The sequence below is a fragment of the Sphingobacterium sp. JUb20 genome (assembly GCF_004342035.1).
In the GTDB taxonomy this organism is placed as follows: domain Bacteria; phylum Bacteroidota; class Bacteroidia; order Sphingobacteriales; family Sphingobacteriaceae; genus Sphingobacterium; species Sphingobacterium anhuiense.
Genome location: NZ_SLYV01000006.1, coordinates 280,939 through 305,944, shown reverse-complemented (window position 1 = coordinate 305,944; position 25,006 = coordinate 280,939). Strand labels below are relative to the sequence as shown.

Annotated in this window: 24 protein-coding genes and 2 tRNA genes; 2 read left to right on the top strand and 24 right to left on the bottom strand. The window is 35.3% G+C overall.

Annotation, left to right across the window (positions count from 1 at the left end; translation table 11 throughout):
• Window positions 1-54: 54 nt before the first annotated feature.
• The 3 genes from EDF66_RS12475 to EDF66_RS12465 all read right to left on the bottom strand — a co-directional run bounded on the left by EDF66_RS12475 (window position 55) and on the right by EDF66_RS12465 (window position 3,291).
• The gene (locus EDF66_RS12475; RefSeq protein ID WP_132842993.1) at window positions 55-1,269 is read right to left on the bottom strand and encodes a bifunctional 3,4-dihydroxy-2-butanone-4-phosphate synthase/GTP cyclohydrolase II; all 1,215 of its coding nucleotides are present in this window, start codon (window positions 1,267-1,269) and stop codon (window positions 55-57) included.
• 77 nt (window positions 1,270-1,346) lie between these two features.
• Complete coding sequence (locus EDF66_RS12470; RefSeq protein ID WP_132842991.1) at window positions 1,347-2,822, bottom strand: LptF/LptG family permease; 1,476 nt, start codon at window positions 2,820-2,822, stop codon at window positions 1,347-1,349.
• Window positions 2,823-2,913: 91 nt separating this feature from the next.
• A complete protein-coding gene (locus EDF66_RS12465; protein ID WP_021192118.1) occupies window positions 2,914-3,291 on the bottom strand; it encodes an START-like domain-containing protein in 378 nt (125 codons plus the stop codon).
• 60 nt (window positions 3,292-3,351) lie between these two features.
• On the opposite strand from EDF66_RS12465, the gene EDF66_RS12460 reads away from it, so the two are divergent.
• Both EDF66_RS12460 and EDF66_RS12455 read left to right on the top strand, forming a co-directional pair.
• A tRNA-Met gene (locus EDF66_RS12460) sits at window positions 3,352-3,425 on the top strand.
• A gap of 303 nt (window positions 3,426-3,728) precedes the next feature.
• Window positions 3,729-3,802, top strand: a tRNA-Met gene (locus EDF66_RS12455).
• A gap of 232 nt (window positions 3,803-4,034) precedes the next feature.
• Here the strand turns inward: EDF66_RS12455 and EDF66_RS12450 are convergent.
• From EDF66_RS12450 to rpsB, 21 genes are all read right to left on the bottom strand, one after another.
• The gene (locus tag EDF66_RS12450) at window positions 4,035-5,135 is read right to left on the bottom strand and encodes an alpha/beta fold hydrolase (protein WP_165902429.1); all 1,101 of its coding nucleotides are present in this window, start codon (window positions 5,133-5,135) and stop codon (window positions 4,035-4,037) included.
• A 108-nt stretch (window positions 5,136-5,243) separates the two neighbouring features.
• Window positions 5,244-6,644, bottom strand: a complete 1,401-nt coding sequence (locus EDF66_RS12445) for an aldehyde dehydrogenase family protein (RefSeq protein WP_132842988.1) — start codon at window positions 6,642-6,644, stop codon at window positions 5,244-5,246.
• 40 nt (window positions 6,645-6,684) lie between these two features.
• Window positions 6,685-7,758, bottom strand: coding sequence for an SO2930 family diheme c-type cytochrome (locus EDF66_RS12440; protein ID WP_165902428.1), 1,074 nt, complete (start codon window positions 7,756-7,758; stop codon window positions 6,685-6,687).
• 2 nt (window positions 7,759-7,760) lie between these two features.
• Window positions 7,761-9,047 (bottom strand): parallel beta-helix domain-containing protein, encoded by a 1,287-nt coding sequence (locus EDF66_RS12435; RefSeq protein WP_132842984.1) that lies wholly within the window; start codon window positions 9,045-9,047, stop codon window positions 7,761-7,763.
• A 37-nt stretch (window positions 9,048-9,084) separates the two neighbouring features.
• Entirely contained in the window at window positions 9,085-11,838 is a 2,754-nt protein-coding gene (locus EDF66_RS12430) for a TonB-dependent receptor (protein ID WP_132842982.1), read from the bottom strand.
• Between the two features lie 92 nt (window positions 11,839-11,930).
• Window positions 11,931-12,533, bottom strand: coding sequence for a TetR/AcrR family transcriptional regulator (locus EDF66_RS12425; protein ID WP_132842980.1), 603 nt, complete (start codon window positions 12,531-12,533; stop codon window positions 11,931-11,933).
• Between the two features lie 366 nt (window positions 12,534-12,899).
• Window positions 12,900-13,328 (bottom strand): SRPBCC domain-containing protein, encoded by a 429-nt coding sequence (locus EDF66_RS12420; RefSeq protein WP_132842978.1) that lies wholly within the window; start codon window positions 13,326-13,328, stop codon window positions 12,900-12,902.
• 65 nt (window positions 13,329-13,393) lie between these two features.
• Entirely contained in the window at window positions 13,394-15,067 is a 1,674-nt protein-coding gene (locus EDF66_RS12415) for a hypothetical protein (RefSeq protein WP_132842976.1), read from the bottom strand.
• Between the two features lie 6 nt (window positions 15,068-15,073).
• The gene (locus EDF66_RS12410; RefSeq protein ID WP_132842974.1) at window positions 15,074-15,850 is read right to left on the bottom strand and encodes an ABC transporter ATP-binding protein; all 777 of its coding nucleotides are present in this window, start codon (window positions 15,848-15,850) and stop codon (window positions 15,074-15,076) included.
• A 202-nt stretch (window positions 15,851-16,052) separates the two neighbouring features.
• Window positions 16,053-16,424 (bottom strand): hypothetical protein, encoded by a 372-nt coding sequence (locus EDF66_RS12405; protein ID WP_132842973.1) that lies wholly within the window; start codon window positions 16,422-16,424, stop codon window positions 16,053-16,055.
• A 57-nt stretch (window positions 16,425-16,481) separates the two neighbouring features.
• Window positions 16,482-17,057: a pentapeptide repeat-containing protein gene (locus tag EDF66_RS12400; RefSeq protein WP_132842971.1), complete on the bottom strand. Its 576-nt coding sequence runs from the start codon at window positions 17,055-17,057 to the stop codon at window positions 16,482-16,484.
• Window positions 17,058-17,134: 77 nt separating this feature from the next.
• Window positions 17,135-17,608 (bottom strand): OsmC family protein, encoded by a 474-nt coding sequence (locus tag EDF66_RS12395; RefSeq protein ID WP_132842969.1) that lies wholly within the window; start codon window positions 17,606-17,608, stop codon window positions 17,135-17,137.
• 61 nt (window positions 17,609-17,669) lie between these two features.
• Window positions 17,670-18,110, bottom strand: coding sequence for a VOC family protein (locus tag EDF66_RS12390; RefSeq protein WP_132842967.1), 441 nt, complete (start codon window positions 18,108-18,110; stop codon window positions 17,670-17,672).
• Between the two features lie 11 nt (window positions 18,111-18,121).
• Window positions 18,122-18,664: an SRPBCC family protein gene (locus EDF66_RS12385; protein WP_132842965.1), complete on the bottom strand. Its 543-nt coding sequence runs from the start codon at window positions 18,662-18,664 to the stop codon at window positions 18,122-18,124.
• A gap of 18 nt (window positions 18,665-18,682) precedes the next feature.
• Window positions 18,683-19,141, bottom strand: a complete 459-nt coding sequence (locus tag EDF66_RS12380; RefSeq protein ID WP_132842963.1) for an SRPBCC family protein — start codon at window positions 19,139-19,141, stop codon at window positions 18,683-18,685.
• Between the two features lie 8 nt (window positions 19,142-19,149).
• The gene (locus tag EDF66_RS12375; protein ID WP_132842961.1) at window positions 19,150-20,004 is read right to left on the bottom strand and encodes an NAD(P)-dependent oxidoreductase; all 855 of its coding nucleotides are present in this window, start codon (window positions 20,002-20,004) and stop codon (window positions 19,150-19,152) included.
• Between the two features lie 190 nt (window positions 20,005-20,194).
• Window positions 20,195-20,422: a VF530 family DNA-binding protein gene (locus EDF66_RS12370; protein ID WP_021188570.1), complete on the bottom strand. Its 228-nt coding sequence runs from the start codon at window positions 20,420-20,422 to the stop codon at window positions 20,195-20,197.
• Entirely contained in the window at window positions 20,406-21,962 is a 1,557-nt protein-coding gene (locus EDF66_RS12365; protein WP_132842959.1) for a serine hydrolase, read from the bottom strand. The genes EDF66_RS12370 and EDF66_RS12365 overlap by 17 nt, the downstream gene beginning before the upstream one ends.
• Window positions 21,963-22,050: 88 nt before the next feature.
• Window positions 22,051-22,932 (bottom strand): SDR family oxidoreductase, encoded by an 882-nt coding sequence (locus EDF66_RS12360; protein WP_021188572.1) that lies wholly within the window; start codon window positions 22,930-22,932, stop codon window positions 22,051-22,053.
• 235 nt (window positions 22,933-23,167) lie between these two features.
• The gene (tsf, locus tag EDF66_RS12355; protein WP_132842957.1) at window positions 23,168-24,004 is read right to left on the bottom strand and encodes a translation elongation factor Ts; all 837 of its coding nucleotides are present in this window, start codon (window positions 24,002-24,004) and stop codon (window positions 23,168-23,170) included.
• Window positions 24,005-24,197: 193 nt separating this feature from the next.
• Complete coding sequence (gene rpsB, locus EDF66_RS12350; RefSeq protein ID WP_021188574.1) at window positions 24,198-24,995, bottom strand: 30S ribosomal protein S2; 798 nt, start codon at window positions 24,993-24,995, stop codon at window positions 24,198-24,200.
• Between the last annotated feature and the right edge of the window lie 11 nt (window positions 24,996-25,006).

Genomic DNA, 25,006 nt, shown 5'->3' with positions numbered 1-25,006 from the left:
ATTGAAATTATAAATAAAAAGGGAGAACTTCCGAACTCCCTTTTACAAGTATGATTAAAGATTCTTCATAATGGTATGTCCCATTCGATCTCTTTTAGTTTTTAAATATTGCTCGTTATAAGGATTTGATTTGATTTCTATAGCAACATTATCTACGATTTCTAATCCATAACCTACTAATCCAGCTCTTTTTGCAGGATTGTTAGACATTAAACGCATTTTTGTTACTCCTAGATTGCGTAAGATTTGTGCTCCGATTCCGTAATCGCGTAAATCGGCTTTGAAACCTAATTGTGTATTGGCATCAACAGTATCAACTCCATTTTCTTGCAGTTTGTACGCTTGTAATTTATTAACAAGGCCTATTCCACGACCTTCTTGATTCATGTAAACAATAACTCCTTTACCTTCTTGTTGGATCATTTCCATTGCTTTGTGCAATTGTGGGCCACAGTCGCAACGGCAAGAGCCAAAGATGTCTCCTGTAAGACAAGAGCTATGTACGCGTACTAGAATTGGTTCGTCTTCTGTCCATTCCCCTTTATAAAGCGCGAGATGATGTTCTCCTGTATCTTTTTGAGTGTAAGCTTTCAATTTGAAATCACCAAATGCTGTTGGCATATCCACTTGAACTTCTTCGACGATAAGTGAATCATGTTTAAGACGATATTCGATTAGGTCTTCAATACTTACAATTTTTAAATCAAATCGCTTTGCTACTTCCATTAATTCCGGAAGTCTAGCCATTTCACCATCTTCTTTTAAAATCTCGACCAATACACCTGCAGGTTCGAAACCAGCAAGGCGAGCTAGATCCACAGTAGCTTCTGTGTGTCCTGTACGACGTAAAACACCACCATCTTTTGCAATTAGTGGGAAAATATGTCCTGGACGGCCAAGCTCAACAGGATCAATATTAGGATCAATAAGCGCTTTGATCGTTTTTGAACGATCTGATGCTGAAATTCCTGTTGTACAACCGTAACCTTGTAAGTCAACTGAAACAGTGAAGTTAGTCTCATAAACAGCGGTATTTTTACCTACCATTAATTCTAAATTCAATTCATCACAACGCTCTTTTGTTAAAGGAGCGCAGACTAACCCTCTTCCGTGAGTTGCCATGAAGTTGATCACTTCCGGTGTTGCATTTCTGGCTGCAGTAACAAAATCACCTTCATTTTCGCGGTCTTCATCATCCACTACGATGATAACTTTGCCAGCTTTTATATCTTCGATTGCTTCTTCAATCGTGTTTAATTTGAAATCCATTGATATCTTAAATGTATTTATACAAAGGTACTGTAGTATTCTCTTTTAATTATAATGTGCAAGTCAAAATGAGCTTATTATTGCAATTTTGCCTTCTTTTTACCAATCTTACTTTTAATCCAATTCAATCCAGCTTCAGCTTTTATTTTGTACTGATCAATATCAAATAAGGCCGAGTCAGTGGTTGACTTATACGTTAAAAATCCAGCTAATGGCGATAATATGATAATGGCCATCCACATCCCTAAAATAGGTGAAATTGCACCGTCCTTTGCGGATTTTTCTGCTACGGTAGAAATAATGTGGTAAATAAGAAAGAATATAATAGCCATGATAACAGGTAGACCAAGCCCACCTTTACGAATAATAGCTCCTAAAGGCGCACCAATAGCAAATAATAAAAGACATGAGACAGCTAATGTAAATTTCCGATGAAACTCAATGCGGTACCGGATGTCTTTGCCATTTAAATCTTTGTAATCAGGCAATTTGTTACTCAAATCGTCTTTCATGTAGTTTAACTGACTCAACGCATTTCCTGTAATCTGTGCACGCTGTTCGGGAAGAACAAGATCTTCTAATAAATTATTAAAAGGTTTTACCGAAGCAGGTTTTATCTTTTTGCCTCCTTCTAGGGTATTAAAATATGGAGAATATAGATTAAAACGATTATCTACAGTAAGCGAGAGAGAGTGCTTAAGACTGTCTAATTTCATTTTATTAGAATCGGTATACACTTTTAACTGTTTTAAGTTTAACATGGCGTGATGGCTCTTAAACAAATTTTCATCTGTTCGTTGCATCTTATTCCATTCCATATCAAATTTTTGCTCAGTTTCTTTAAATTTAAATCTCGTGAACTGCTGACGGAGATCGTAGCTTTTAGAACTTTTTACGCGTGCATCTTCATAGCGAATTCCATCTTTAAGTTTTAAGATCATATAGCTATTATCAGGAGAATTATAAATAAATCCTTCTTTAGCGATTAAAACCGTATTGCCAGCATTTCCACCTTGATTATCGTAAATCATCAAATCGTACAGGATTGTACCATTCTCATTTTTACCTTTTGCTCGTATTGAATAACCTGGAATAGTATTATTGAAAATACCAGGTTTTATTAAAAAATCAGCCTTTTTATTGCGGACATCATATAATAATGAGCCCATCTTTAAATTTACGATAGGTAATATGTAATCCGAAAAGAGAAATGAGCTTAAACTGAAAAAACCTACTAAAATGAATAAAGGAGTCATGGCTCTTCTGAGTGAAACTCCTGCGGCTTTGATGGCAACTAGTTCGTAACTCTCTCCAAGATTACCAAAAGTCATAATGGATGACAATAGCATAGAAAGTGGCATAGCCATAGAGATCTGAACCGCACATTGATAGCCGATTAGTTTCAGTATGACATACCATTCAAAACCTTTACCTATTAAATCATCTATGTATTTAAATAAGAAAAGCATTAAAAGCACAAACATCACAATACAAAAAGTGACGAAAAATGGCTTTATAAAGGATTTAAGAATAAGTAAATAAATCTTTTTCATCCGATCATATGTTCCTTTCTAAAGCTATGATTTTTTTGAAGCTTTAGAGATCTATTTAATAGACCTTATTAAGATGCAAAGATATACTTTTTTATCCTCCAATTACACTTTGGAGATACTCAATTGAATTATTCCAGATCATTTTGCGATTTTCTACATCTTCTTCTTTTGCAAAATCAGTAATGCGGAGTGCTACATCATTTGTTAATTCGTCCTGATCAATTTCTAGTTCAAAGTAATAAGGCTCGTCCTCAAGCCATTTATAGCGGATTAGTTTGTTTTCTTTAACATTTACAATTTTGGCTTTTTGACCTTCATCATCCCAAATAAATTCATAAATAGATTCGCGGTAATTGACATCATCGGCAAACCATTGTGATAAGGCATTTGGCTCCTGTAAATAGGGGAATAAAATCCTAGGTGAAGAATTTACTATATATTCTAAGTTCAATTTTATTTTTTCAGCCATATTATATGAATATTTATTTTTTATTTACTTAAAAAAATCTATATTTGCATTCCCAAAAACGGCGGGGTAGCTCAGATGGTTAGAGCGCAGGATTCATAACCCTGAGGTCGGCAGTTCGATTCTGCTCCCCGCTACAAAACTCTAACATACTTTCTAACTGTGCATTGGTTATACTTATATATATTATTGTAATAATACATATTTATTTTGTCTTTGCAATTATTTTACAAAAAACTTTTCGATTTTAAAAATTAAAAATATTGCATGCTTAAGCTACTGATATTTTATGTTCTCACTTTTGTTTTTTTATTATTACTATTTGTTTCATTATAAAGTAATTGCGTTTTTTTTGTGCGCTAAGGCGCTAAAACAGTGAAAAAAAATAAAAAAAAGCTTTTTATTTGAAGTGTTATTGCTATATTTGCATACCGAAAAACGGCGGGGTAGCTCAGATGGTTAGAGCGCAGGATTCATAACCCTGAGGTCGGCAGTTCGATCCTGCTCCCCGCTACTTAAAGGAGACACTATATATTAGTTGTCTCCTTTTTTTATGCCTAAATTTGGTGATACGGTATCTACTTCTTTATTTTTCTTAAAAAAATACTATTATATCAAAACAGTTTAACTTGGGAATGACTGGCGGTGCACTATAGCCGGGAATACCATTTGTACAATGATCTTGCAAGCGGTAGTAGTATATTTCCGGATCCTATTCTAGTTTCATGCTCTTTACCACCGTTAGTTCAGTCTGTAGTTAATTTTACTTCGTTTAAGAATTTAGTAATAACTTTTAGAAATTGCTCAGGATATGCGAAATGAATATTGTGATCCACATTTTCAAAAGCAATATGTTTGATGAAGTTGGAATGCTTTTCAGCAAGTATTTTGTTTTCTGCATCAACAGGCATAGGATCGTGAACTGAAATTGCATCTAGTATGAGTACAGGAATGTCTACTTGTTTAAATATTTCAAATGGAGCTATTTTTATAATGGAGGAAGCATATTTACTGACATTGGGATTGCCGAATATTGCTTCTGACATCTGTAGACTGTCTCGCATATGATAGTATTCTTGTTGTCCGCGGTAGGTGATCCATTTTTGATCTAGCGGTTTCAAAAAACTTAAGATTTCAAATTGATCTGATTTATTGCTGTCATCATAAAGGCTTTTATAGGCAGCAAATTGATCGTTATAAAAGCCGAAATACTTTTCTTCTATGTCAGCAGGGAGATTGACTTCTTGTAATTTTTGTTCTAATTGTCTTTTATTCAACTTGAAGTAGCTGGTATTAAAGGCTACTGATCCGCCATCCTCCAGTATTAAACCTGCGACGTATGTAGGAAACAGTTTATAAAAATTTGTTGCTAGGTAGCCTCCACGGGAAAATCCTCCTATAATAGCATGTTGAATTTGTAAAGTGTCCATTAATGATTTGATGTCAATACAGAGATCATCGAATGAAGCATCAAATGGTGGCAGAGTAGTTTTTCCGGCATTATATTGATCTATTGAAATAATACGGTAACCGATTTTGACAAGGTCTAATGCAAAAGGAGCAAATTCGTAAGCGTTACTTAGACTGCCATGGAGCCATATTAGCACTTTAGTTTTATTTTGATTGTCGCCCCATTGGAGATAGGATAAATTTACATTTTTAGTCTTTGTAGTCCTGCGATGTTTTTGCTCATAAGTATTGAACTGTTTTGTAGCAGATTCATAATGAAGTTTAAGTTGAGTTTTATCTATTTCTTGAGCAAGCGAGGCTGTACATGATAAGCAGCCGATAAGTAAAATGAAATGGAAAAGGACATGAATTGATTTATGGCACTTTGTGGGTACCATTGTAATTTTTGATTTTAAGAAGTTTAACATACAGGAATCAAAGCTAATTTTGACTGTTAAAGATAGTGTATAATCAGCTCGTAAAAAAATAAGTGAATATTCTTATCCTTACATAAATTTTCGAAGTAATTTCATCACCCATTCTTTTTTTGTATAAGGAGGATAGATAAGTTGCGACATGTTGAATGCTGATTGAAAAGCTACTGACCTTTCATGTGAAAATGTTTTAAAGCCGAAAATGCCATGACAACTTCCCATTCCGCTACCATTTACGCCACCAAAAGGAAGGTTTGGGTTAGATACATGGATGACAACATCATTTATACACGCGCCACCTGAACTCGTGCTTTTTAACAAGCGTTTTACGGTAAGTTTATTTTTACTGAAAATGTATAGGGCCAAAGGTTTACTCTTGCTATTGATGATATTTAATGGCATCTCTAGATCGTCATAGGGAATAACGGGGAGTATTGGGCCAAAGATTTCTTCCTGCATAATTTTGCTGTCTAGCGGTACATGAGATAGGAGGGTAGGATAAATGGTCAATTCGGGCCACAGTACTTCTCCTCCCCAAGCTATGTAGGCCCCATTGTCTACAGCATCAGTGATCAATCCCACTAATCTTTCGGCATGTTGTCGATTGATGATCTTACTATATTGTGCCATATCCAGTTGCTGTTGGTCATTAAAAAACTGACGGGTAACAGCTTCTTTGTACTGCTGTATAAACTCTTCAAGTTTGGATCTTTGTATAAATACATGATCAGGTGCAATGCAGGTCTGACCTGCATTGATGAGCTTGCCCCAAGCAATTTTTGAAGCAGCATCTTTTATATCGGCGGTTTCGTCAATGATGACTGGTGATTTTCCTCCTAATTCGAGTGTAACGGTACTTAGATTTTTGGAAGCTGCCTGCATAACAGCTTTTCCTACCGTAGTACTTCCTGTAAAGAATATGTGATCAAAAGGAAGCTGAAGTAGGAATTCTGAAATAGCACGATCTCCTTCGAAGCAAGCTATGTCCTCTTCTTGAAAAGTATTTTTAATTAATTGCGTGATGACATTACTCGTTGCAGAGCTGATTTCTGAAGGTTTTAATATGATGCAGTTTCCAGCTGCAATTGCAGATATTAATGGACTCATAATCAGTTGAAATGGATAGTTCCACGGTGCAATTATTAGACATACGCCTCTTGGTTGCTGATATATGCGATTTGTTGCCAATATACTTGTCAATGTCCTGCGGACCCTTTTTGGCTTCATCCATTGTTTTAAATTCTTGATAGCAAAATCAATTTCACTGAGTGCGAAAAATACTTCCGTAAGGGCGGACTCAAATTTACTTTTTCTTAAATCAGTTTGTAATGCATCGTAGATCTGTTCTTCAAATTCTTCAATTGCAGTTTTTAATCGACGTAATTTTAATATACGTTGTTGTGCTGTACTCCATTGGAGTACAGCTTTGTTTTTTTGCTGAAGTTCAAAAATGGTTAGGATATGATCTGTCATTAGTCAAGTATGTTTATAAGCTATGCTTCAAAAGTTATTTTTATTGTGGCAATTGCTGTATCCATTCTCGGATCAATGCAACTCCTTCTTTATGAATGATGGTACGCGCGAGTTCTGGCATTGCTGTTCCAGGTTCTACACTATTCATGCGATGTAGTAGAATAGACTGCGTTGGATTTCCGGGAATGATATCAAAATCTAATCCTCCAGCTCCTCCACCAGCTGAAACGGGTGCTTTTTTTATGCCTAAATGATTTGGATTATTTTCTTCATAATCCAAAAATAGACCAGTATTAAATGCATCGCCACCTTTTGTATGACAATGTGCACAATTAATATCTAAATATGCACGTGCCCGCTTCTCTAAACTGTAATGTTTACTATCTGTCCATACTGGTAACTGTGCTACTTTTGAAATTTCGGGTAAGCCAACGAGTTTACCTTCTAAAGTCCATTTTGTTAGCTGGTTGTTCATTTGATCTTTAGGAATAAAGTTCAAATTTCTTGCTTTTGGACCTATTGGTGTTAGTGTACCGTTGTTAGTATGACACCTTTTGCAATCATTTGTATTTGGAACCATATAATTAGTGACATGTTTATTCCCATTTTCATCAAGTAAAGTAATCGGTACTTTAGCTCCTGTAATGTGTCTAATGGCATCGGTCTGTTCTTTATTCCAAAGGTAATTCATGACTATCCATTTTTTAGTTTTGGGATCTTTCACTAATAACCGGGTTTCAATCATGATCTTTTGGTGCGCCTCATTAGTATAAGCAAAATTTTTGATGATAATGCTTGAATCTGGAAATTCTAAGGGGCCACTAGCCCTATAGTTGATCTGCTTTCCGTGCGGAAGTACGATAAATCGATCTTTTATAGCATAGTCTGTAAATAAGGGTGTACTTAAATCATATTTGGTAACGCCTTTTACTGGTTCTAAATTTTTAAGGTTTCCTTTAAAAAATCCGTAATCTGAAAGTTTTTCCTTAAATGTAAACCCTTCACTACTATTATCGGATTTTGCTTTATTTGTGTTATTGCATCCTTGATGCATGAGCAAAATTAGGAATGTGCTGAGCAAGATGCTTATGGTTAAAAGGTAAGACTTTTGCATGATCATTTACATTGAAATGGTGCACTATCCGTATTTGGTTTCCAGTTTTCCGGCTTTGCAACATTTTGGAAGTCAGCGTTTACAAATAGATTTTCTTCAGGTTGATTGATGCAGATAGAATCTGGATTTAATGCTGTTCCTTTTGTTAATACATTACTACTGAAACCGTCATATACGATTAATGGAATTCTTTTAAATTTGCGATTAGGGTCCAATTTATTTAGTTGTTCTTGAGTTGCAACTAATACTTGTCCAATTCGATGTTCGAATGCGGGTTTTGGAAATTCTGGTCCCATTTCAAGTTTATTGCTGTGTATTTTAATGTTTTTGGAAATAGGAGAATAGTTGGCATTAATTTTTTCTGCAGCTTTGTCATCTGTTGCAAAGCCTGATGCAATTGTAATTGCTGCGGTATTGTTTCCAGTAATTTTATTGTCGTAGATTTCAATATCTGAAGCTGCCAGGATGATAATACCACTTCCGGGCGAAGCATTTCCTACTCCCCAAGAGGTACCAAAACTTCCGCTTTTGGCAAAATTTCTAAAATTGTTGTCATAAATGTTGTTGTTATAAACTTTTACTTTACCACCCCTTTTCGATAAGTCTGGCAAATCAAAAATTAGAAACCCTGCTGTATTGTTATAAAATTCATTATTATATACTTCTGCATTTGACGTATTTTCAATTTCACATCCGGCCACATTTTTGGCTGCCTTACAATTGCGAACAATTGCGCCGTCTGTTTGGCCTACATAGATTCCTGCATCTGAAGAACCTTCTGTATAGCAATTTTCAACAAGGACATTTTTGCAGAGCACAGGATAAATCGCATAGCCTCCACTTGTCGAATCTGCTTGACTCCATAGCGCATGTAAATTTGCAACTTTCACATCACTACTATTGCTGATTTTTAACAAATCACCTTTAGAGTCACGAATGGTCATGTTCTCGATAGTAAATCCTTTGACATCGGTAACTCGGATACCTTCTCCGCCTTGCGTTTGACTGGAAAAATTGAGGACCGTTTTATCATGGCCTTCTCCATGAATTAAAATATGTTTGACCTGTACGATACTTAAATTGTCAAATTTGTAATTACCTGCCTGAAGTAAAATACTTGTACTGTCTTTTATTGATAAGAATGCCTCTTCAATCTTTGCTTCTTCGCCAGGTTTAAAAGTCAAGATATTAGCATAGTTGTCCTGCTGTTCTTTTGTTCCTTTACAGGAGCTTATCATTCCTACTATCATAAATAGTAAAGTAAGCTTTAGATAAAATGATTGTTTCATAATGGTTATGGTTTATAAGTTTAAAGGTTAGGGTTGGTTATAATATATTATAAGCATAGGTGACATAATATACTGCTCCAATTCTGGGATTTGCGATTCCAGTTGAATAGTATTTATTGGTTATGTTAGTTGCACCGAGACGAATTCCTGAGCGTGCTTTGATCAACTTATAGCTAATTTGTGCATCTATTACTGCAGAACTTGGTACTTCTCCCGAAGCTAATCCTCCCGATACGACATAATGATATCCGGGTTTGTACCGTAAACTTGTATTGAATGACCAAACTTGTTTTTTACCAAAGCCACTGTTTCCAAATTCCATATTGATATGATAATTTGGTGTATTAAAATTATTGATCTGACTATCATTTTTATTTTTCAGGTAGTCGGAATAGTAATTAATTTTACCCAAAAAGTTATATCCCATGTCAACACTTAGACTGGCGGCATAACCATAGGTATTTACTGTCTCACCTCCATTAAAAGCAATGTTATACTGTATGTAAGTGCTGTGATCTTTTAAGGCGTTAACATCATCAGTCCCTGGTGTGTTTGCTACATTGGCATAGCCAATGAAATTCTTCCAAGTGGAGAAATATCCTAGGATATCAATCATAAATCTATTGCCCAATAAGGCAGCATAACCCAATTCAAAAGCATTTACTGATTGCGGTTTGATGTCGTCATATTGAAATTTTTTAAGTACACCTGGATCACCTGTTTCTTGAAACTTGAGTACACTTTCATAGACATATGGTGGGTACTTGTCAAATTGATAATTATCGTTTAGTAAGCGTGATGAACCTCCAGATGAATAGCTGTTGTATCCATTTAAAGTATTTTGCAAGGCTTGTATATTGGAAGGAAAGCTATAGGCATTTTGGTAGGAGAAGCGAATGAAATTTTGGTTCATTGCTTCGAAAACCAGGGACGCCCGTGATGTAACTTTTGGTGAGGAGAACAGCGTATTTTTATCATATCTAAATGAAGCTGCTATGTTCAATCGTTCTTCGGCTACTTTTTTCGCCATTTGCACGTATGCACTATATTCATTTACATTTATGGGTTTATCTTTATCAGGAAATAGGGTGTTTTTACTGTTTAAATTATATAAACGCCAATTGACTCCGGCAATAACAGTCATAAATTTGATTTGATTACTGAAGTTGTATTGGGCTTCGGTATTGTATAATTTACTACGATCAAGAAAGAGTGTACCCCCTTCTGAAATAGGTGTACTTGTGATACTATCTCTAAGTCGATTGAATAGCGGAGTGCCTAACTCTGCTCGTCCCTGATCTGCAAATGCTCGCGCAGCTAAGTGTGCATCATTGAGTGCTGCTCCTCCGGCAAGTGAATTGATCAACTGGTATGTATACTCAGGATACCAACCACCAGCTTCTCCATCATAGCTTGTTTTCCAAGACTCATTAATGTATTGTGCTGTAGGTCCTGCTACTAGTGTACGGCCAGAATTTTCTTGGGTAGTATAGGTTCGGACAAACCAGTTGTCGCTTTTTAATTCCAGTCTGTACTGTCCCACTTTGAAACCTTTTAGTTGATATCGGGTATCATTGGTGTAAACGATATTTCCAGTGCCGAAAGTTCCTGATGCTATGGCTTCTATTTTTGGGCTTATCTTATAACGTAATTCTCCATTTATTTTAAAAAGTTTGGCGGTATTGTCTAAGTATCCATATTCTGGATATCCGGTACGAGCAACATAGTTGGGTTTGCTCAGTAGTGGTTCTATAATAGGGGCTAGATCCGGATTTCCGGCAAGAGCCGCCTGTAGAAAGGGCGAAATATCGGTGGAGGTAGAGCCTCCGTAAAAATTTACGCCATTGTAGTTGGGATCAGTTAGGCTGGTTCCTGGTCCATTTTTATTGCTAGCATCATTGGCGACCCAATCTTTAGCCTGAGTATATTGTGTATTTATTTTGAAGGCGATTTTATCATTTATTTTTTTGGCGAAACGAATTGTCCAATCGTAATAGGGAGAAGGCGATACGGGGTCATTTTTTTTCTTATTATTGATGTGATTGACCCCTTGAGTGATTAACACGCTAATTCCTTGGTATTTGAATGGATCTTTACCCGTCATAACCATAGTTCCATTTAATCCCCTTGAACCATATAATGCAGAGGATGCTCCTGAAAGAAGTTCAATATTTTCCACATCGAGCTGAGTTAGACCAATTGCGGAGCTGAGCGGGAAATTTAACCCAGGTGCCTGGTTGTCCATACCATCTACGATTTGGGTGAAATTAGTATTACCGCTTGTATTGAAACCTCTAGTTGTTACACTGGTAAATCCCAGACTAGAGACAGTTACATCTACTCCTTTTAGTCCTTGCATCATATCCATGTAATTGAGTTGCGGGGAGTTAATGACATCTTTGGCACTGATCTGTTCGATGGTAACTGGAGACGACAGTTTATTTTGTACTGTTCTGCTTGCCGAGACGACGACTTCTTGACCAAGAATCTGAGCTGGTTTTAAAAGTAGTTCTAATGGAGTTGAAAAACTTTCTACGATGAATTCTTGAGGTTCATAACCTATTGAGGAAATCAATAATGTAATCGGAAGTGAGTTAGAGGTTTTCAATTGAAACCTACCCCGATCGTCACTATAGGTTCCGTCGGTGCCATTTTTAACGCGAATCGAGATTGCGTATGCGGCTTCATTGGTGGTACTGTTTTTAATGCTTCCTTTAATAAAGCTCTGCGCGAGGACTGTGCCGGACATACAGAGATAAAGGATCAGATTGAGTAAAAGGACCTTTTTCATATTTATAATTGGTTAGTTTTAGCAACAACATTAAAAAATATCAAAAATAGCTTTTACCCTTTCTCTAGTTTCTATCGAATACTACATTGCGGCTACTTTTTAATTCCTTTAAAAATCAAAGACACTAAAAATTTGGTATCTTGCAGACTTTGCGAATAATCAATTTCAGGCTCTTGTTTTAGTATAGCCTGCTGTTCCACACTGTGTTTTAGTGCATTGGAAAAATTGATCAATACGGAAGCTGTATTTTTTGGATCTTTTAATTCCAATTCTCCCTCTTTAACTGCTTCTTCCAATAGCTGTGTGAGGAATGCTTTTTCTCGAATCATCAAGGCATCATATAGCTCGAAGAATCGCGGAAGTAACTTACCCATTGATTCTACCGAAACACGATTCATGTTCAATACATTTTTATAATAATTGAATCGTGATTCGAGATAAAATGCTGTTCTATTTTCAATTCCTTCTTTCTCAACCGTAGCACTTTGTAGCGAATGAATATAGTTTTCGCCTTCTTCTAGTGCTACCTCAATGAATATATCTTCTTTGCTTTTATAGTAATAGTATAATGATGTTTTATTGAGACCAACAGCTTTGGCAATGTCTTCAAGGGTTGTTTTGTCCAAACCGAATTTCGCAAAACATTCCATTGCTGATTTACCAATTTTTTTCTTTACTTCTTCTTTCTTACTCATATTGCTTAGACTAAAGTTATAAATACAAATTCAATTTTCCAAACATTTTATTAAAAAGTTTGAAAAGTTGAAAATAACCTGTTTTAATTTTTTAAACTTAATAAAATTAAGGTATTAATAGTTTTTTATTGATGATCATCTTTATTTTTTCTTTATCAAAATAGAAAAGATGATGGTTAATTAGGATTAGTACACATGAGTATCCTTAATAAGGAGTGAAAGAATAGAGTAATGTTATTCAGGATCTATAGATTTAAGCTACGTGGTTATTTGTTGAAGTTAATCAGGATCCAAGATAGGATGTTTTGAATAATAAAAGAATTACGGGGGCCATAGCCCCCGTAATTCTTTTATGCTTAATTAGGGTTAAGCATCTTTTTGCTGAAATTGTGTTTCAACGTATTTTTTAAAATTATTGAGGATGGCCTGCCACCCCGAGTGTTGTTGTTCTTCGGAATGTGAGGTTTCGCTATCAAAACTCTGAACGATTGTTACCACGTTTTTGTTTTCAAAAAATGTAGTACTTACCTTTCGGTTGTCTCCAAGCGTATATGCTATGTGCCTAAGGGGCCTCACTTCATCATATTGTCCTTCAAAATTAAAATCAAAACTTTTATCCTTTGCGGCCATGTGAAAACTGAATCGACCTCCATTTCGCAAATCATTGGTTGCGCTTGTTGTTTCCCAATCATCGCTTGCAGCATTCCATTGAATAATATGCTCTGGTTTGATAAATAGTTTCCAGACATATTCTAAGGGGGCATTTATATCGGCACTGACTGTAATTGTTGACATAATTTGTAATTTATAAGGAATTAGTATAAAGGTAATTAATATTTTTATCAGGTTGAAATTTCCTATTAATTATCATCAAAAGCTAGACTTTTCCAATTTTCTTTTTTCAGATATTTAATCATGATTAAAAATATAATCCACGCTATAATGGTAATCACCCAAATTATAATTTCGTATTCGTGAATAACGATATGTAAGTAACCTACTAATGCTAAAAGTCCTAATATAAACAGGTTGATGATTGTTCTACTTTTTCCGTTTTCTATAGATTGTGAAAAGGGAAAAGATTTGACTAGGAATAACATAACAAGAACACTTTCAATACCTCCTATGGCTGTTGCTAGCAGAATATCATTGGTCACATGTGCACCAAAAAGGGGGACACAAATGATTAGAAAAATTAAATTGAAGGGAACAAAATATTTTAAGAATGCTGATTTTAATACTCCTGACATTAATTCTCCTGTTTGTTGAATAGGGGCTGCGTAATAGATCCATGCCGCTTTGTATTTTTCACTTTTAGTGATTAGTTGGAAAACAGTTAATACTGTAAAAAGCGATAGATAGAAAATCATAATATAAAGTCCTGATGTATTCACACGGTCAATTTGTTCAGCCAATGTATTATTTTTCCCCTGCAGAAATAGAAAGATGAAGTAGATCGGTAAGTAAGCCATTGTGGGATACAGTTGCATTTTAAATTCTCTAGAACGTGAAGTTATCAACCAAATGATAGAAAACCCAGCTTTTTCCAATGGTGTATTTGTGAATATTTTTTCTATTTTTTTATAAAACGAAATTTTCCCTTCTTGTGATAGTTCTTCTTTTTTAACTGGGCTGTCTCCGATAGCTAACTGTGCTATTTTATTATTAAAATCTTTCGAAAATAATTGTGATGACCCTAAAATGGCCACAATAAGTAAAATGATGCTAATAGAAGCAAAAATAAGTATCAAACCACTGAAATCTTTAACTAGCATGGCTTGAAAAGATGCGATCCATGTTCCTGGAGAAATCCATAGTAATTTAAGATGATAAATACTGTTTTCTCCTTCTGTAAAACTTTGCATTACTCTAGGGCCAATTTGATAACCTAGAAAAATAAAAATGGAAAAGAATATCTGGATGTAACTGATTGTATCTTTAAATTTTTGAATAGACAGAAAACGTAGACATAAGGAATAGAAAATATTGACAAAGAAAACCGCTATTAAAGCTGCTATTACAATTTGAACAAGAAACATCGATGCCGCAAAAATATTCCAACTGATAAATACATAGATTAATGCCGGTAATGTTATGGGCAGTAATTGCGTAGAAATCTTTATTAGCATGTATAATATTCTTGAAAAAGCAACTGTTTTATCATTCACTGGTCTTGGTAAAATGATATATTGGTCCTTGTTATCAAGCAGAATTGTTGAGAAGTCTGTTATCAGCGATAATGATAATATGGATAATATAAATGTTAAGAATAATGATGTCGCTAAGAATTTATCGGGGATGATAATAACAAATGATAAGAACATGAGCCCCATAAGGGAGAAAATAAAAAATTGAAACCAGGTTGAATTTTTAGCTGGTTTCTTATTTTGATTCTTCGTGAACGAGGCTAAAGGACGACGATCATCTATTGTTAATTTTGTTTCAATTATTATCCTTAATTGGGCAACATCGATACCTATGCTTGTCCATAATTTGCTGAAAAGCAAAATGAATTTTAATGTTAATTTCTGCATATTATTTTATCGAATTGCTGAAATAATATGTGATGCATCTATGTTTCCATCTTCTTTTCCTGTGAGTTTTGAGAAAATTTGTTCCAACGTATCCGATTGGTTCGTTTTTAATTGCTCGAAACTTCCATCAGCTATAATATTACCTTCTGAGATTAACATAATGCGATCGGATACTTTTTCGACAACGTCCATCATGTGCGAGCAGTAAAATATTGTTTTACCTTCTTTAGCCAAAAGGGAAATCAATTCTTTTACAATAATAACAGCATTAGCATCTAATCCGGATAATGGTTCATCTAAAATTATAATTTGGGGATTGTGTATTATACCTGAAATTAATAATACTTTTTGGCGCATACCTTTAGAAAATGTATCCATCCTGTTATTTAAATTTTCTTCAAGACCAAAAGCTTTAAGTAATTGTTGTGCCCTTTGTTGAATTAATGTATCTTCCATACCATATAATTTACCTACAAAATCAAGGTATTCCATAGGCGTCAATACATCATATAGTTCTGCATTTTCTGGTACATAACCGATTTGACTTTTTACGGTAAGCGGATCTTCTTTAATATCTATATCATTAATAAAAACTTCTCCTTCAAAATCATTGATCAGACCAGTAAGTATTTTAACTGTGGTGGATTTACCGGCACCATTGGGGCCAATATAACCGATTACTTGACCGGGATAAATATCAAGATTTATGCCCTTTAATATTTCTTTTGATCCGTATGATTTTCTAAGATTTGAAATTCGGATAATTGGTTTGCTCACATCCATAAATAAATTATTCTGAGCTAAAGATATAAAATTTGAAAGGGTAATGATACTAATTTATGGAGAAAGAAATATTTGATTAAAATGGTTTAAGAAATTAAGATTTGGATATCGTATTATAGAGCGTATTTAACGATATCCATTTCTAAAATGAATCTGTGGTATATTCATTTGTATATGTTTCTAGAAATTTACGCTAGATCCCTTAATCATAATTAATGGGATAGCCTTCCTCATCTAAATCATCGCGTAAATCTTCCGGTGTTTCGGCTAGTTTCTTATCTATTGGCTTTAATTTTACTTCTCCTTCTATCCGCATTCCACCTTCTTCGAGATCGTCTTCGATGAGTTCGTCTAAATCTGCATATTCATCTCCAACGTAGGGGTTTGAATTGTCGTAAGTTGAATCGTCATCTGCAGCCCCTTCAGCGACAGTATCATAATCACTTGGGTGATCGTAATCAGGGTCGCTATCTTCCACATCTAATGAAAATGATTGTTTATCTGGATCGTAAGCTAATTGGTCGGCGTTTGAATTTTGAAGTTCATCTTCATTCGCGATTTTCTTTTTAGACATTTTAAATTCTCCTTTCTATATATAAAGAGAACAAAAGAACACTAGAAAAGTTTAAAATTAAGACTCGATTCTGATATCATATTCGCTAAGTAGGCCCGGCAGACTTAGGAGTGAAAACTTTGCTTTTTTTAATTTGTTTTTATTCGGTGATAGCATCAGATTTTGTGCATCTCGAAAATCGACCTGCTCCAAATTGGTCTGATCAAATATTGCTTGATTTAGATCACAATTTTGGAAAGATGACCCTGTTAGATCTGCTTCAGAAAAATCTACTTCCCGTAATTGGCAACTTTTAAACGTTGTTTTTTTTAGCTTCAATTGATAAAATGAAGCATGATCGATATTGCAGTTTTCAAAAGTAAAAGATAAACCGAAGCGGTTGCATTGCTGAAATTGTAAGCCTAATAGTTTACAGTTTTTAAATCGGACTTGTTGGAATGTTGTTCCGGATAATTCGGCTAATGAGAAATTACAATCTATAAATGCACAATCTGCAAAAATGCTATTGTTTAATTTATTGTTTGAAAAGTCGCAGTTTTCGAAACGGCAATTATCGTATTCTGCTTGTTCAAAGTTATTTTTTTTATAATCGATGAAAGTTATTTTTTCTCCTTCGTAATATGCTGCGGTCATATCCAAAAATAGAAATTTTAATTTAGGAATATGTTATAAATAGTCCTCTTTATTTATTTTTATCAGTTCATAAGATGCTACAGAGCTATGAGAATAATGGGTTCATGATGAACAGGAATCCGAATTGATTTTGCAATAAAGCAATATGCATTGGCCTTAGTATGTAATTCTGTGGCAAGTGTCATCAATTCTGAATTTCTGATCCAGACGGTTGGTTGGAGTGTAATTTTTGTAAATTGACCAGCCCCAGATTTCTCTTCTGTTAGAATACCTATCGGTTGATCTTCATATCGTACTACTTGTATACCCGATTCGGCACAAAAGTGTAAATACCAAAGCATATGACAGGTTGATAGTGAGCTTAGGAATAAATCTTCTGGGTTATGTTTCGTTGGATCACCTAAAAAAGCAGGATCTGAAGATCCTGCAATTACTGCTTTGAGCGGTATGCTGATTTCAAAATCACGTTTATAGTCTTTATAGGAAGTGGTATCTTTTCCTGTATTTCCCGTCCAGATTACTTTTTGCTTGTATTGATGTTCTTTTGCCATATTAACGTATTTAGAAAGCTGAATTGATCATTCAGCTTTCTAAAATTAATATAATAATTTTCTATTCAGGGGTATTATTATCAACATTGATCATCCAATTGATGCCAAATTGATCTGTTAACATGCCAAAATATGCTCCCCAGAATGTTTGAGTCATTCTCATGGACTGTATTCCATTGACTGAAAGCATATTATAGATCCGATCTGCTTCTTCTTTATCTGTACTGTTAATTGATAGTGTAATATTCGTTCCTTTTATATAATTTCCACAATTACCATCTATACTATCGCTACCCATTAAAATACTATCTCCGTGAATGGGTAATGAAACATGCATGATTTTATCTTTCTGTTCGGGTGATAGCGGTGTTTGTCCCTCAGCTGTAGGCATCTCACCAAATCTACCCATGTACTGGAATTCTTTCTTGAAAACATTTTTATAGAAGTTAAATGCCTCTTCGCAGTTGCCTTCAAATGTTAAATAAGGATTGATCGTTGTCATGGTATTTTTATTTACTCCGTTTCTAGTTTTGTTTTTAACCTTTCTAAGCCTATGGCTAAATCACCGCCTAACATTTTATCAAAATCCATGCAGAGCAGCATGAGATTCATCGGGTAGGTCATGTGTCCATCAAATCCCCAGATTACTCTTGTTGCAGTTGGAGATATTGAATCAGTGATCATGTAAGCCTTATCTTTGGATTCAAATGGTTTAATAAATCGAATTTCAAAATCAATTCTTTTACCGTCTTCGATTTTAACAATTTCCTGCTCCCCTTTTCCTACACTATCTGCTTTACTGTCCCAAGCTGAAATAAATCCAACAGTTCCATCTGTACCTTGATATGTTTTTGTCATCAAAGGATCCATCATTGCCCATTTACTGAAGTTATTTTGATTGCGTAGGTATTTGATATAATCAAATACTTCTTGTTTTGGTTTGTTAATGGTGATTTCTCTTTTAACAGCATAATCTTTTTTAAGAAATAGAGCTGTTATTAAAAGTACTGCCACTATGAGAAGCAATACAATAACTATTTTCTTTAGAATTTTCATATTGGTAGTTTTAGTAGTTTATAACATCGCTTCTTTGGGAAATTTGTCTGCAATTAAATTTAAATTTATACCATGTTCAAGGTATGCTTTGCAACCATCCAGTACTGTTGTAAATCCTCCGGTAGAATCTATTAATACCTGCAATAATTCATCTCCTGTTTGCTGGAAACCTTTTTGATGGATTGTGACATACGTACGATCTGGAGACAGTGATTTAAATTTGAACTCTACTAAAGTTTCGGGTGGTCCCCATAGTACTGTAATTTTTTCATTGGTGATGATATCCTGTACTGTAGCAGTACTTTTTACATCATACATTTCCCATTCCCAAATAACTGTTTTTCCTATTTCTAGTTTTCCGGAGCTTTTGGTAAACCAAAAATGCACAGTAATTGCAGGATCTATAAATGCTTGAAACACCTGTTCAACAGGTTTTCTAATTAACATTTGAGCTTCTACAGATATTTGATTTTTCATAACGGGTATTACTGAATCTGTTTTAAATAATTAATAATACTGATAACATCCTGTTTTCCTAATCCTGCATCATGTGCTTTTTGATACGTTTCCAGTAGCACTGTATTCATTGGGGTGTTAACACCTTCTTTTTTTGCGAGGTTTAGATCTTTTAACATGAAGTCCAATGCAAATGCGGGTGGATAATCTTGCTGTAATAGGAGTGGAGTTTTTACTTTAGTGGCTCCACTTCCACAGGCACTTTCATTGATTATTTCTAACATGTCTTCTGTTTTAATTCCACTTTTTTCAGCAAATAAAACTGTTTCGGCAAGGCCCTGATAGATGATAGAGAGAAAATAATTTATAGCCAGTTTAGCTGAAATGCCACTTCCTACCGGTCCAACATGCTTTACTGCCTTGCCTAATTTATTTAAATAGGGTAATACTTCTTGCAGGTCTTTTTCTTCTCCACCAGCCATGATAATCAATGTTCCTTCTTTAGCAGGCACAGTACTCCCTGCTACAGGTGCATCCATAAACCGAGCTTGCTTTTCTTGAATTTTTTGTGCTATCGTTAAAGTAAGGTCTTTGGAAATCGTACTCATATCGATAAATATCTTTCCTGATATATCTTCAAGATGAAATATATCTTCATAAAGATCTATTATTGCCGCATCGTTCGAAACCATGGTGAAGATAATATCACAGTTTTTGACTAATTCGATGGCACTTATATAAACTTCTGAAAGATCTGTGAATGGTTCTGATTTACTTGGGGTTCGATTGAAGACGGAAAGGGGAAATCCTGCATTTTCTAGATTTTTTGCCATTGGAAATCCCATGTTTCCCAATCCGATCCAACCTATATTTTTATGATGCATATGTATTAAGTTTATAACAGGTATAACAACTATTTTTTAAGATGGTTTTTACTTTTAGAGGTGATTATTTGTTTGATAAGCGTGATTACAAGAAAAGGTTATTTACGGCTTCGTTAACGGAAGAGTTTTGTAAATAACCTTTTTTATAAATGAATTGAATAGGCTTAGAAATAATCATCTTTAATGATAACTACTTGTTTTCGTATTCGTAAATTTTAAGATATAATTCCTCGACCTTTTTTCTTGCCCATGGTGTTTTTCTTAAAAAAGCTAGCGATGATTTAATACTGGGATTTTCGTTGAAACAGCGAATATTGATCCGTTCTCCTAATCCTTCCCAACCTTCAAAATAAGCAATTAGATATTCTAGTATTGTATCCAGTCTTTTTCCGTGAAGTGGATTATTTTTTTGTTCCATTGTTTGAGTGTTTTTTAAAATTTAGATCTTGAAAGTCGAAACTAAAATCTGTCTGTGGTGATATGGGATTCATTGTAAAGCCCGCTATGTCTTTGTCTTGAATAGTGAAGTGTACAAATGCATCTGCATACATCAAGCGATTGTACCATTTGACAACATACGTGCTGTCTTGATAATAGTAAAGCTCACCACTGAGTTGGGGAGAACGTTTTGAAGCGAATGTTAATCGTCCATTTTCAGCTTTAATTGATACTTCTCCAAGCCAATTGTCGAGATATTTACCTGGTATTGTTTGTCGGTATTGATCTTGAATGTTTTTATTCGCTTCTACGATTTGCCACGTTTTCTGTGTTATGAGATCAGCTTCGGCATTGTTTTTTGCAATTGAAGTTTGATAGGTGGTAATCCAGTGTTGATCGTTAATACCTAAATAAAAATCTTTTATAGTATTACTGATGGCACTGAATGCTGCACCTTCTTGCTGATTGGTGAGCACTGCAATACCCAGTTTTAATTGTGGAAGCATAACGATTTGTGTGACAATTCCTTCTAATCCCCCCGTGTGGGATACCTCTAATTTACCTGCAATATCTGTCAGTCGAAAGCCAAGGCCATATGCTCTGAATAATGAATTATAAGGGGGAACAGTACTAACAGGCATGATTGTCTGTGGTGTGATCAATTCTTTTAATTGCTTCTTGGAGATCAGCTGATGTCCATTATTCTCGCCATTGTTGAGGTGAAAAATCATCCATTTGTTGAGATCGTCCACATTGGAGTATATGCCTCCAGCTGCATCTAAAATGGTATTGGTATAGCGCGTACTGACATGATTTATACCATCTAGAGGTACATGTGGAGCGATCACATCTTGGCGATCTTGCAACATGTTCCAGTTTGGTGCAGAATGATCCATTGCCAACGGTTTAAATATCCTTTCCTGAATAAATGTCTGCCAACTTTGACCTGATACTTTTTCTAAAACTTTTCCAGCTATAATATATAGCAGATTATCATAATCATATTTTGTGCGAAAATCGGATGTAGGTTTTAAATACTGGATGTTATGGATAATGTCATCGGGAGTAAAGTCATGTCCATCGGGCCATATCATTAAATCTCCGGCACCTAGTCCCAAACCACTTCTGTGAGTTAGCAGATCACGAATCGTGAAGTTTTTAGTTACATAATCATTATACATCTTGAATTCCGGGATGTATTTTTGTACGTGTTCATCCCAGTTTAATTTACCTTCATCTACTAAAATAGCCAGGGCAGTGGTTGTAAAGGCCTTTGAATTGGAGGCAATTCCAAAGTTCGTTGAAGCATGAACTTTATTCATTCTATTTAAGTCGGCAATACCATATCCTTTGGCTAATATTACCTGGTTATCTTTTACGATACCCACGGCTATTCCCGGCACATTAAAGGTTAATAATGTTTTCTGGACAATGGAGTCTACGACACTTTCTTGTATATGCTGTGCAAATAAAGAAGTGCTGCTAAAAAATAGAAGAGCTATACAAGCTATTTTTTTCATTCATTTGTGAGATTATATTCAAATATCTAAATAAAACAGCAATTGTATAGTCTTAATATAAGAAATACAGTAATTTTTAAGGGATGTATTAAGTACTTTTTGCTCCTCTGGTCAATTTTTCAACCGTGTCCCATTGTTCCTCTGAAACGGCATCGAGTCCATTAAATTCTCCAGCACCTTTTAACCATTCTCCGCCATCGATTGTGATCACATCACCATTGATGTATGCTGAATAGTCGGAAACGAGGTATGCAGCCAAATTGGCTAATTCTTGTAAGTTACCAGTTCTTCCAAGAGGTATCCTGTTGACAGGGTTGAGGGTGTCACTTAGGTTACTTGGAAAGAGGCGGTCGAAAGCGCCAGTTGTATGAAAAGGGCCGGGAGCAATTGCATTTAATCGAATTCCTTTGCGTCCCCACTCAACTGCTAACGATCTTGTCATCGCTAATACTCCAGATTTAGCACAAGCAGAGGGTACGACATAACCTGAACCGGTACTTGCGTAGGTCGTTACAATATTAAGTACTGTTTTATCTTTATCCTTGTTTGCAATCCAAATTTTTCCAAGTGCCAGTGTGCAGTTTATGGTACCCTGAAGTACAATTCCTAAAACAGATTCAAATGCACGGTGGCTTAATCTTTCTGTCGGCGAGATGAAATTTCCGGCGGCGTTATTCACTAATATGTCAATTGAGCCAAGCTGTTTAATACCATAATTAATGACTTTCTCTACTTGGTCATAATCGCGAACATCACAGGCAATTGCTATACATTTACCATTAGTTTCCTTACTAAGCTCTGCTGCAGTTTGCTGGATAACATCGTCTTTTCGACTCGTGATGATGCATTGCGCCCCTAATTGTAAAAAGTATCGGGTCATAGCTTTACCAAGACCTGTTCCACCTCCGGTAATCAATATGTTTTTTCCCATTAGTGCATCCTCACGAAGCATTCCTTGTGTTGTACTCATGTGATATTATTTAGTGTTTGTAATCAATTATATCATCCAATTTACAAAAAAATAATCTTCCTTTTCGAGTTATTTATGATATGCTTTTTAATGTATTTGATAAACTTTGTTCCTGGTGGTTGGAAATACTGGAGGGGGAGTAGGTTATTTAAAGAACAAAAGGCCTGTCTCATTGAGACAGGCCTTTTGTGATTATATGTTTAAGACGCATGAGCTAACTCATGTTCTATTGCATTTATGCTCCTAATTGAACACGTTTGAATGCAGTAACAGTTAAACCTTTAGAAACTGAATCTAAGAATTGAGCGATAGATTTAGAATTATCTTTCACGAATTCTTGGTTCAACAAAGTCGTTTCTTTGAAGAATTTGTTCAATTTACCAGCAGCGATTTTTTCTGCCATTTCAGCAGGTTTTCCTTCAGCCATGATTTGTTCTTTAGCGATAGCAATTTCACGCTCTATTGTATGCGCATCAACACCATCTTTATCAATAGCAATAGGGTTCATTGCAGCGATTTGCATAGCCACATCTTTACCAGCTTCTTCAACACCATCAACATTTGCAGATAAACCAACTAACACACCTAGACGGTAGTTTGCGTGGATATAAGCAACAACTTTCTCAGCAGAAACAGTTTCGTATTTAGAAACGTCAATTTTCTCACCGATTTTACCAGTTTGATCGATTAATAAATCAGCAATTTTAGTACCGCCAATTTCTAATGCTTTTAGGTCTTCTAAAGTAGCAGGTTTGTTTGCTAAAGCAACTTCAGCAACTGACTCAGCGAAAGCTACGAAATCAGCATTTTTAGCTACGAAATCAGTTTCACAGTTAACTTCAACTACGATACCTGATTTGCCATCAGCTGTAGCTTTAGCAATGATAACACCTTCGTTAGAATCGCGGTCTTGACGGCTAGCAGCAACTTTAGCTCCTTTTTTACGTAAGTAATCAACAGCAGCTTCGAAATCACCGTTTGCTTCAACTAACGCTTTTTTACAATCCATCATACCTGCGCCTGTTTGTTGACGCAATTTGTTTACATCTGATGCAGAAATTTGTACTGACATGATATATTCTTTTTAAATTTTTGACTTATTATTTTCTTGACAATATTAGCATAACTATTGTTAAGCTAATATAAAGTTTATCATTTCTTATTCGAGAAATGATAAACCAAAAAACCGGACAGATAGGTTAGCCCAAGAAAAGAATTCTTTTCCAGAAACCAACGCTACGCTATCCGGTTTGGAATAAAAAATATTATTCTCCGTCTTTCGCTTTACGAGGACGTTTAGCTTCTGAAGCTTCAGTAGTATCAACTTTAGCCTTAGCTGCAGCTGCTTCTTTTTCTGCTTCGTCTTCTTTATCACGTTTGCGCTCGTCCAAACCTTCTTGGATTGCTTGACCAATGATACCAGCGATTAAGCTAATAGATTTACTAGCGTCATCATTTGCAGGGATTGGGAAATCAATGTTTGAAGGGTCAGAGTTTGTATCAACCATTGCAAAAGTAGGGATGCTCAATTTGATTGCTTCAGTAACAGCGATGTGTTCTTTTTTCACATCGATGATGAATAAAGCAGCCGGTAAACGGTTCAAATCAGCGATACCTCCTAATAGAGACTCTAATTTGATACGCTCACGTTGAATCATCAACTTCTCTTTTTTAGATAATACATCGTATGTACCATCTTTTTGCATTTTGTCAATAGTAGACATTTTTTTGATGGACTTACGAACTGTTGTGAAGTTTGTAAGCATACCACCTAACCATCTTTCTGTAACGAAAGGCATGTTAACTGCTTTCGCTTGTTGAGCGATGATTTCTTTTGCTTGTTTTTTCGTTGCTACGAATAAAACCTTACGACCTGATTTTACGATTTGTTTGATAGCTGAAGCAGCTTCTTCCAATTTCGTAAGCGTTTTGTTCAAGTCAATGATGTGGATACCGTTACGTTCCATGAAAATGTACTTAGCCATTTTCGGATCCCATTTACGTGTAAGGTGACCAAAGTGCACACCTGCATCCAATAAGTCTTGATAAGTTGTTCTTGCCATTTTTTGATCCT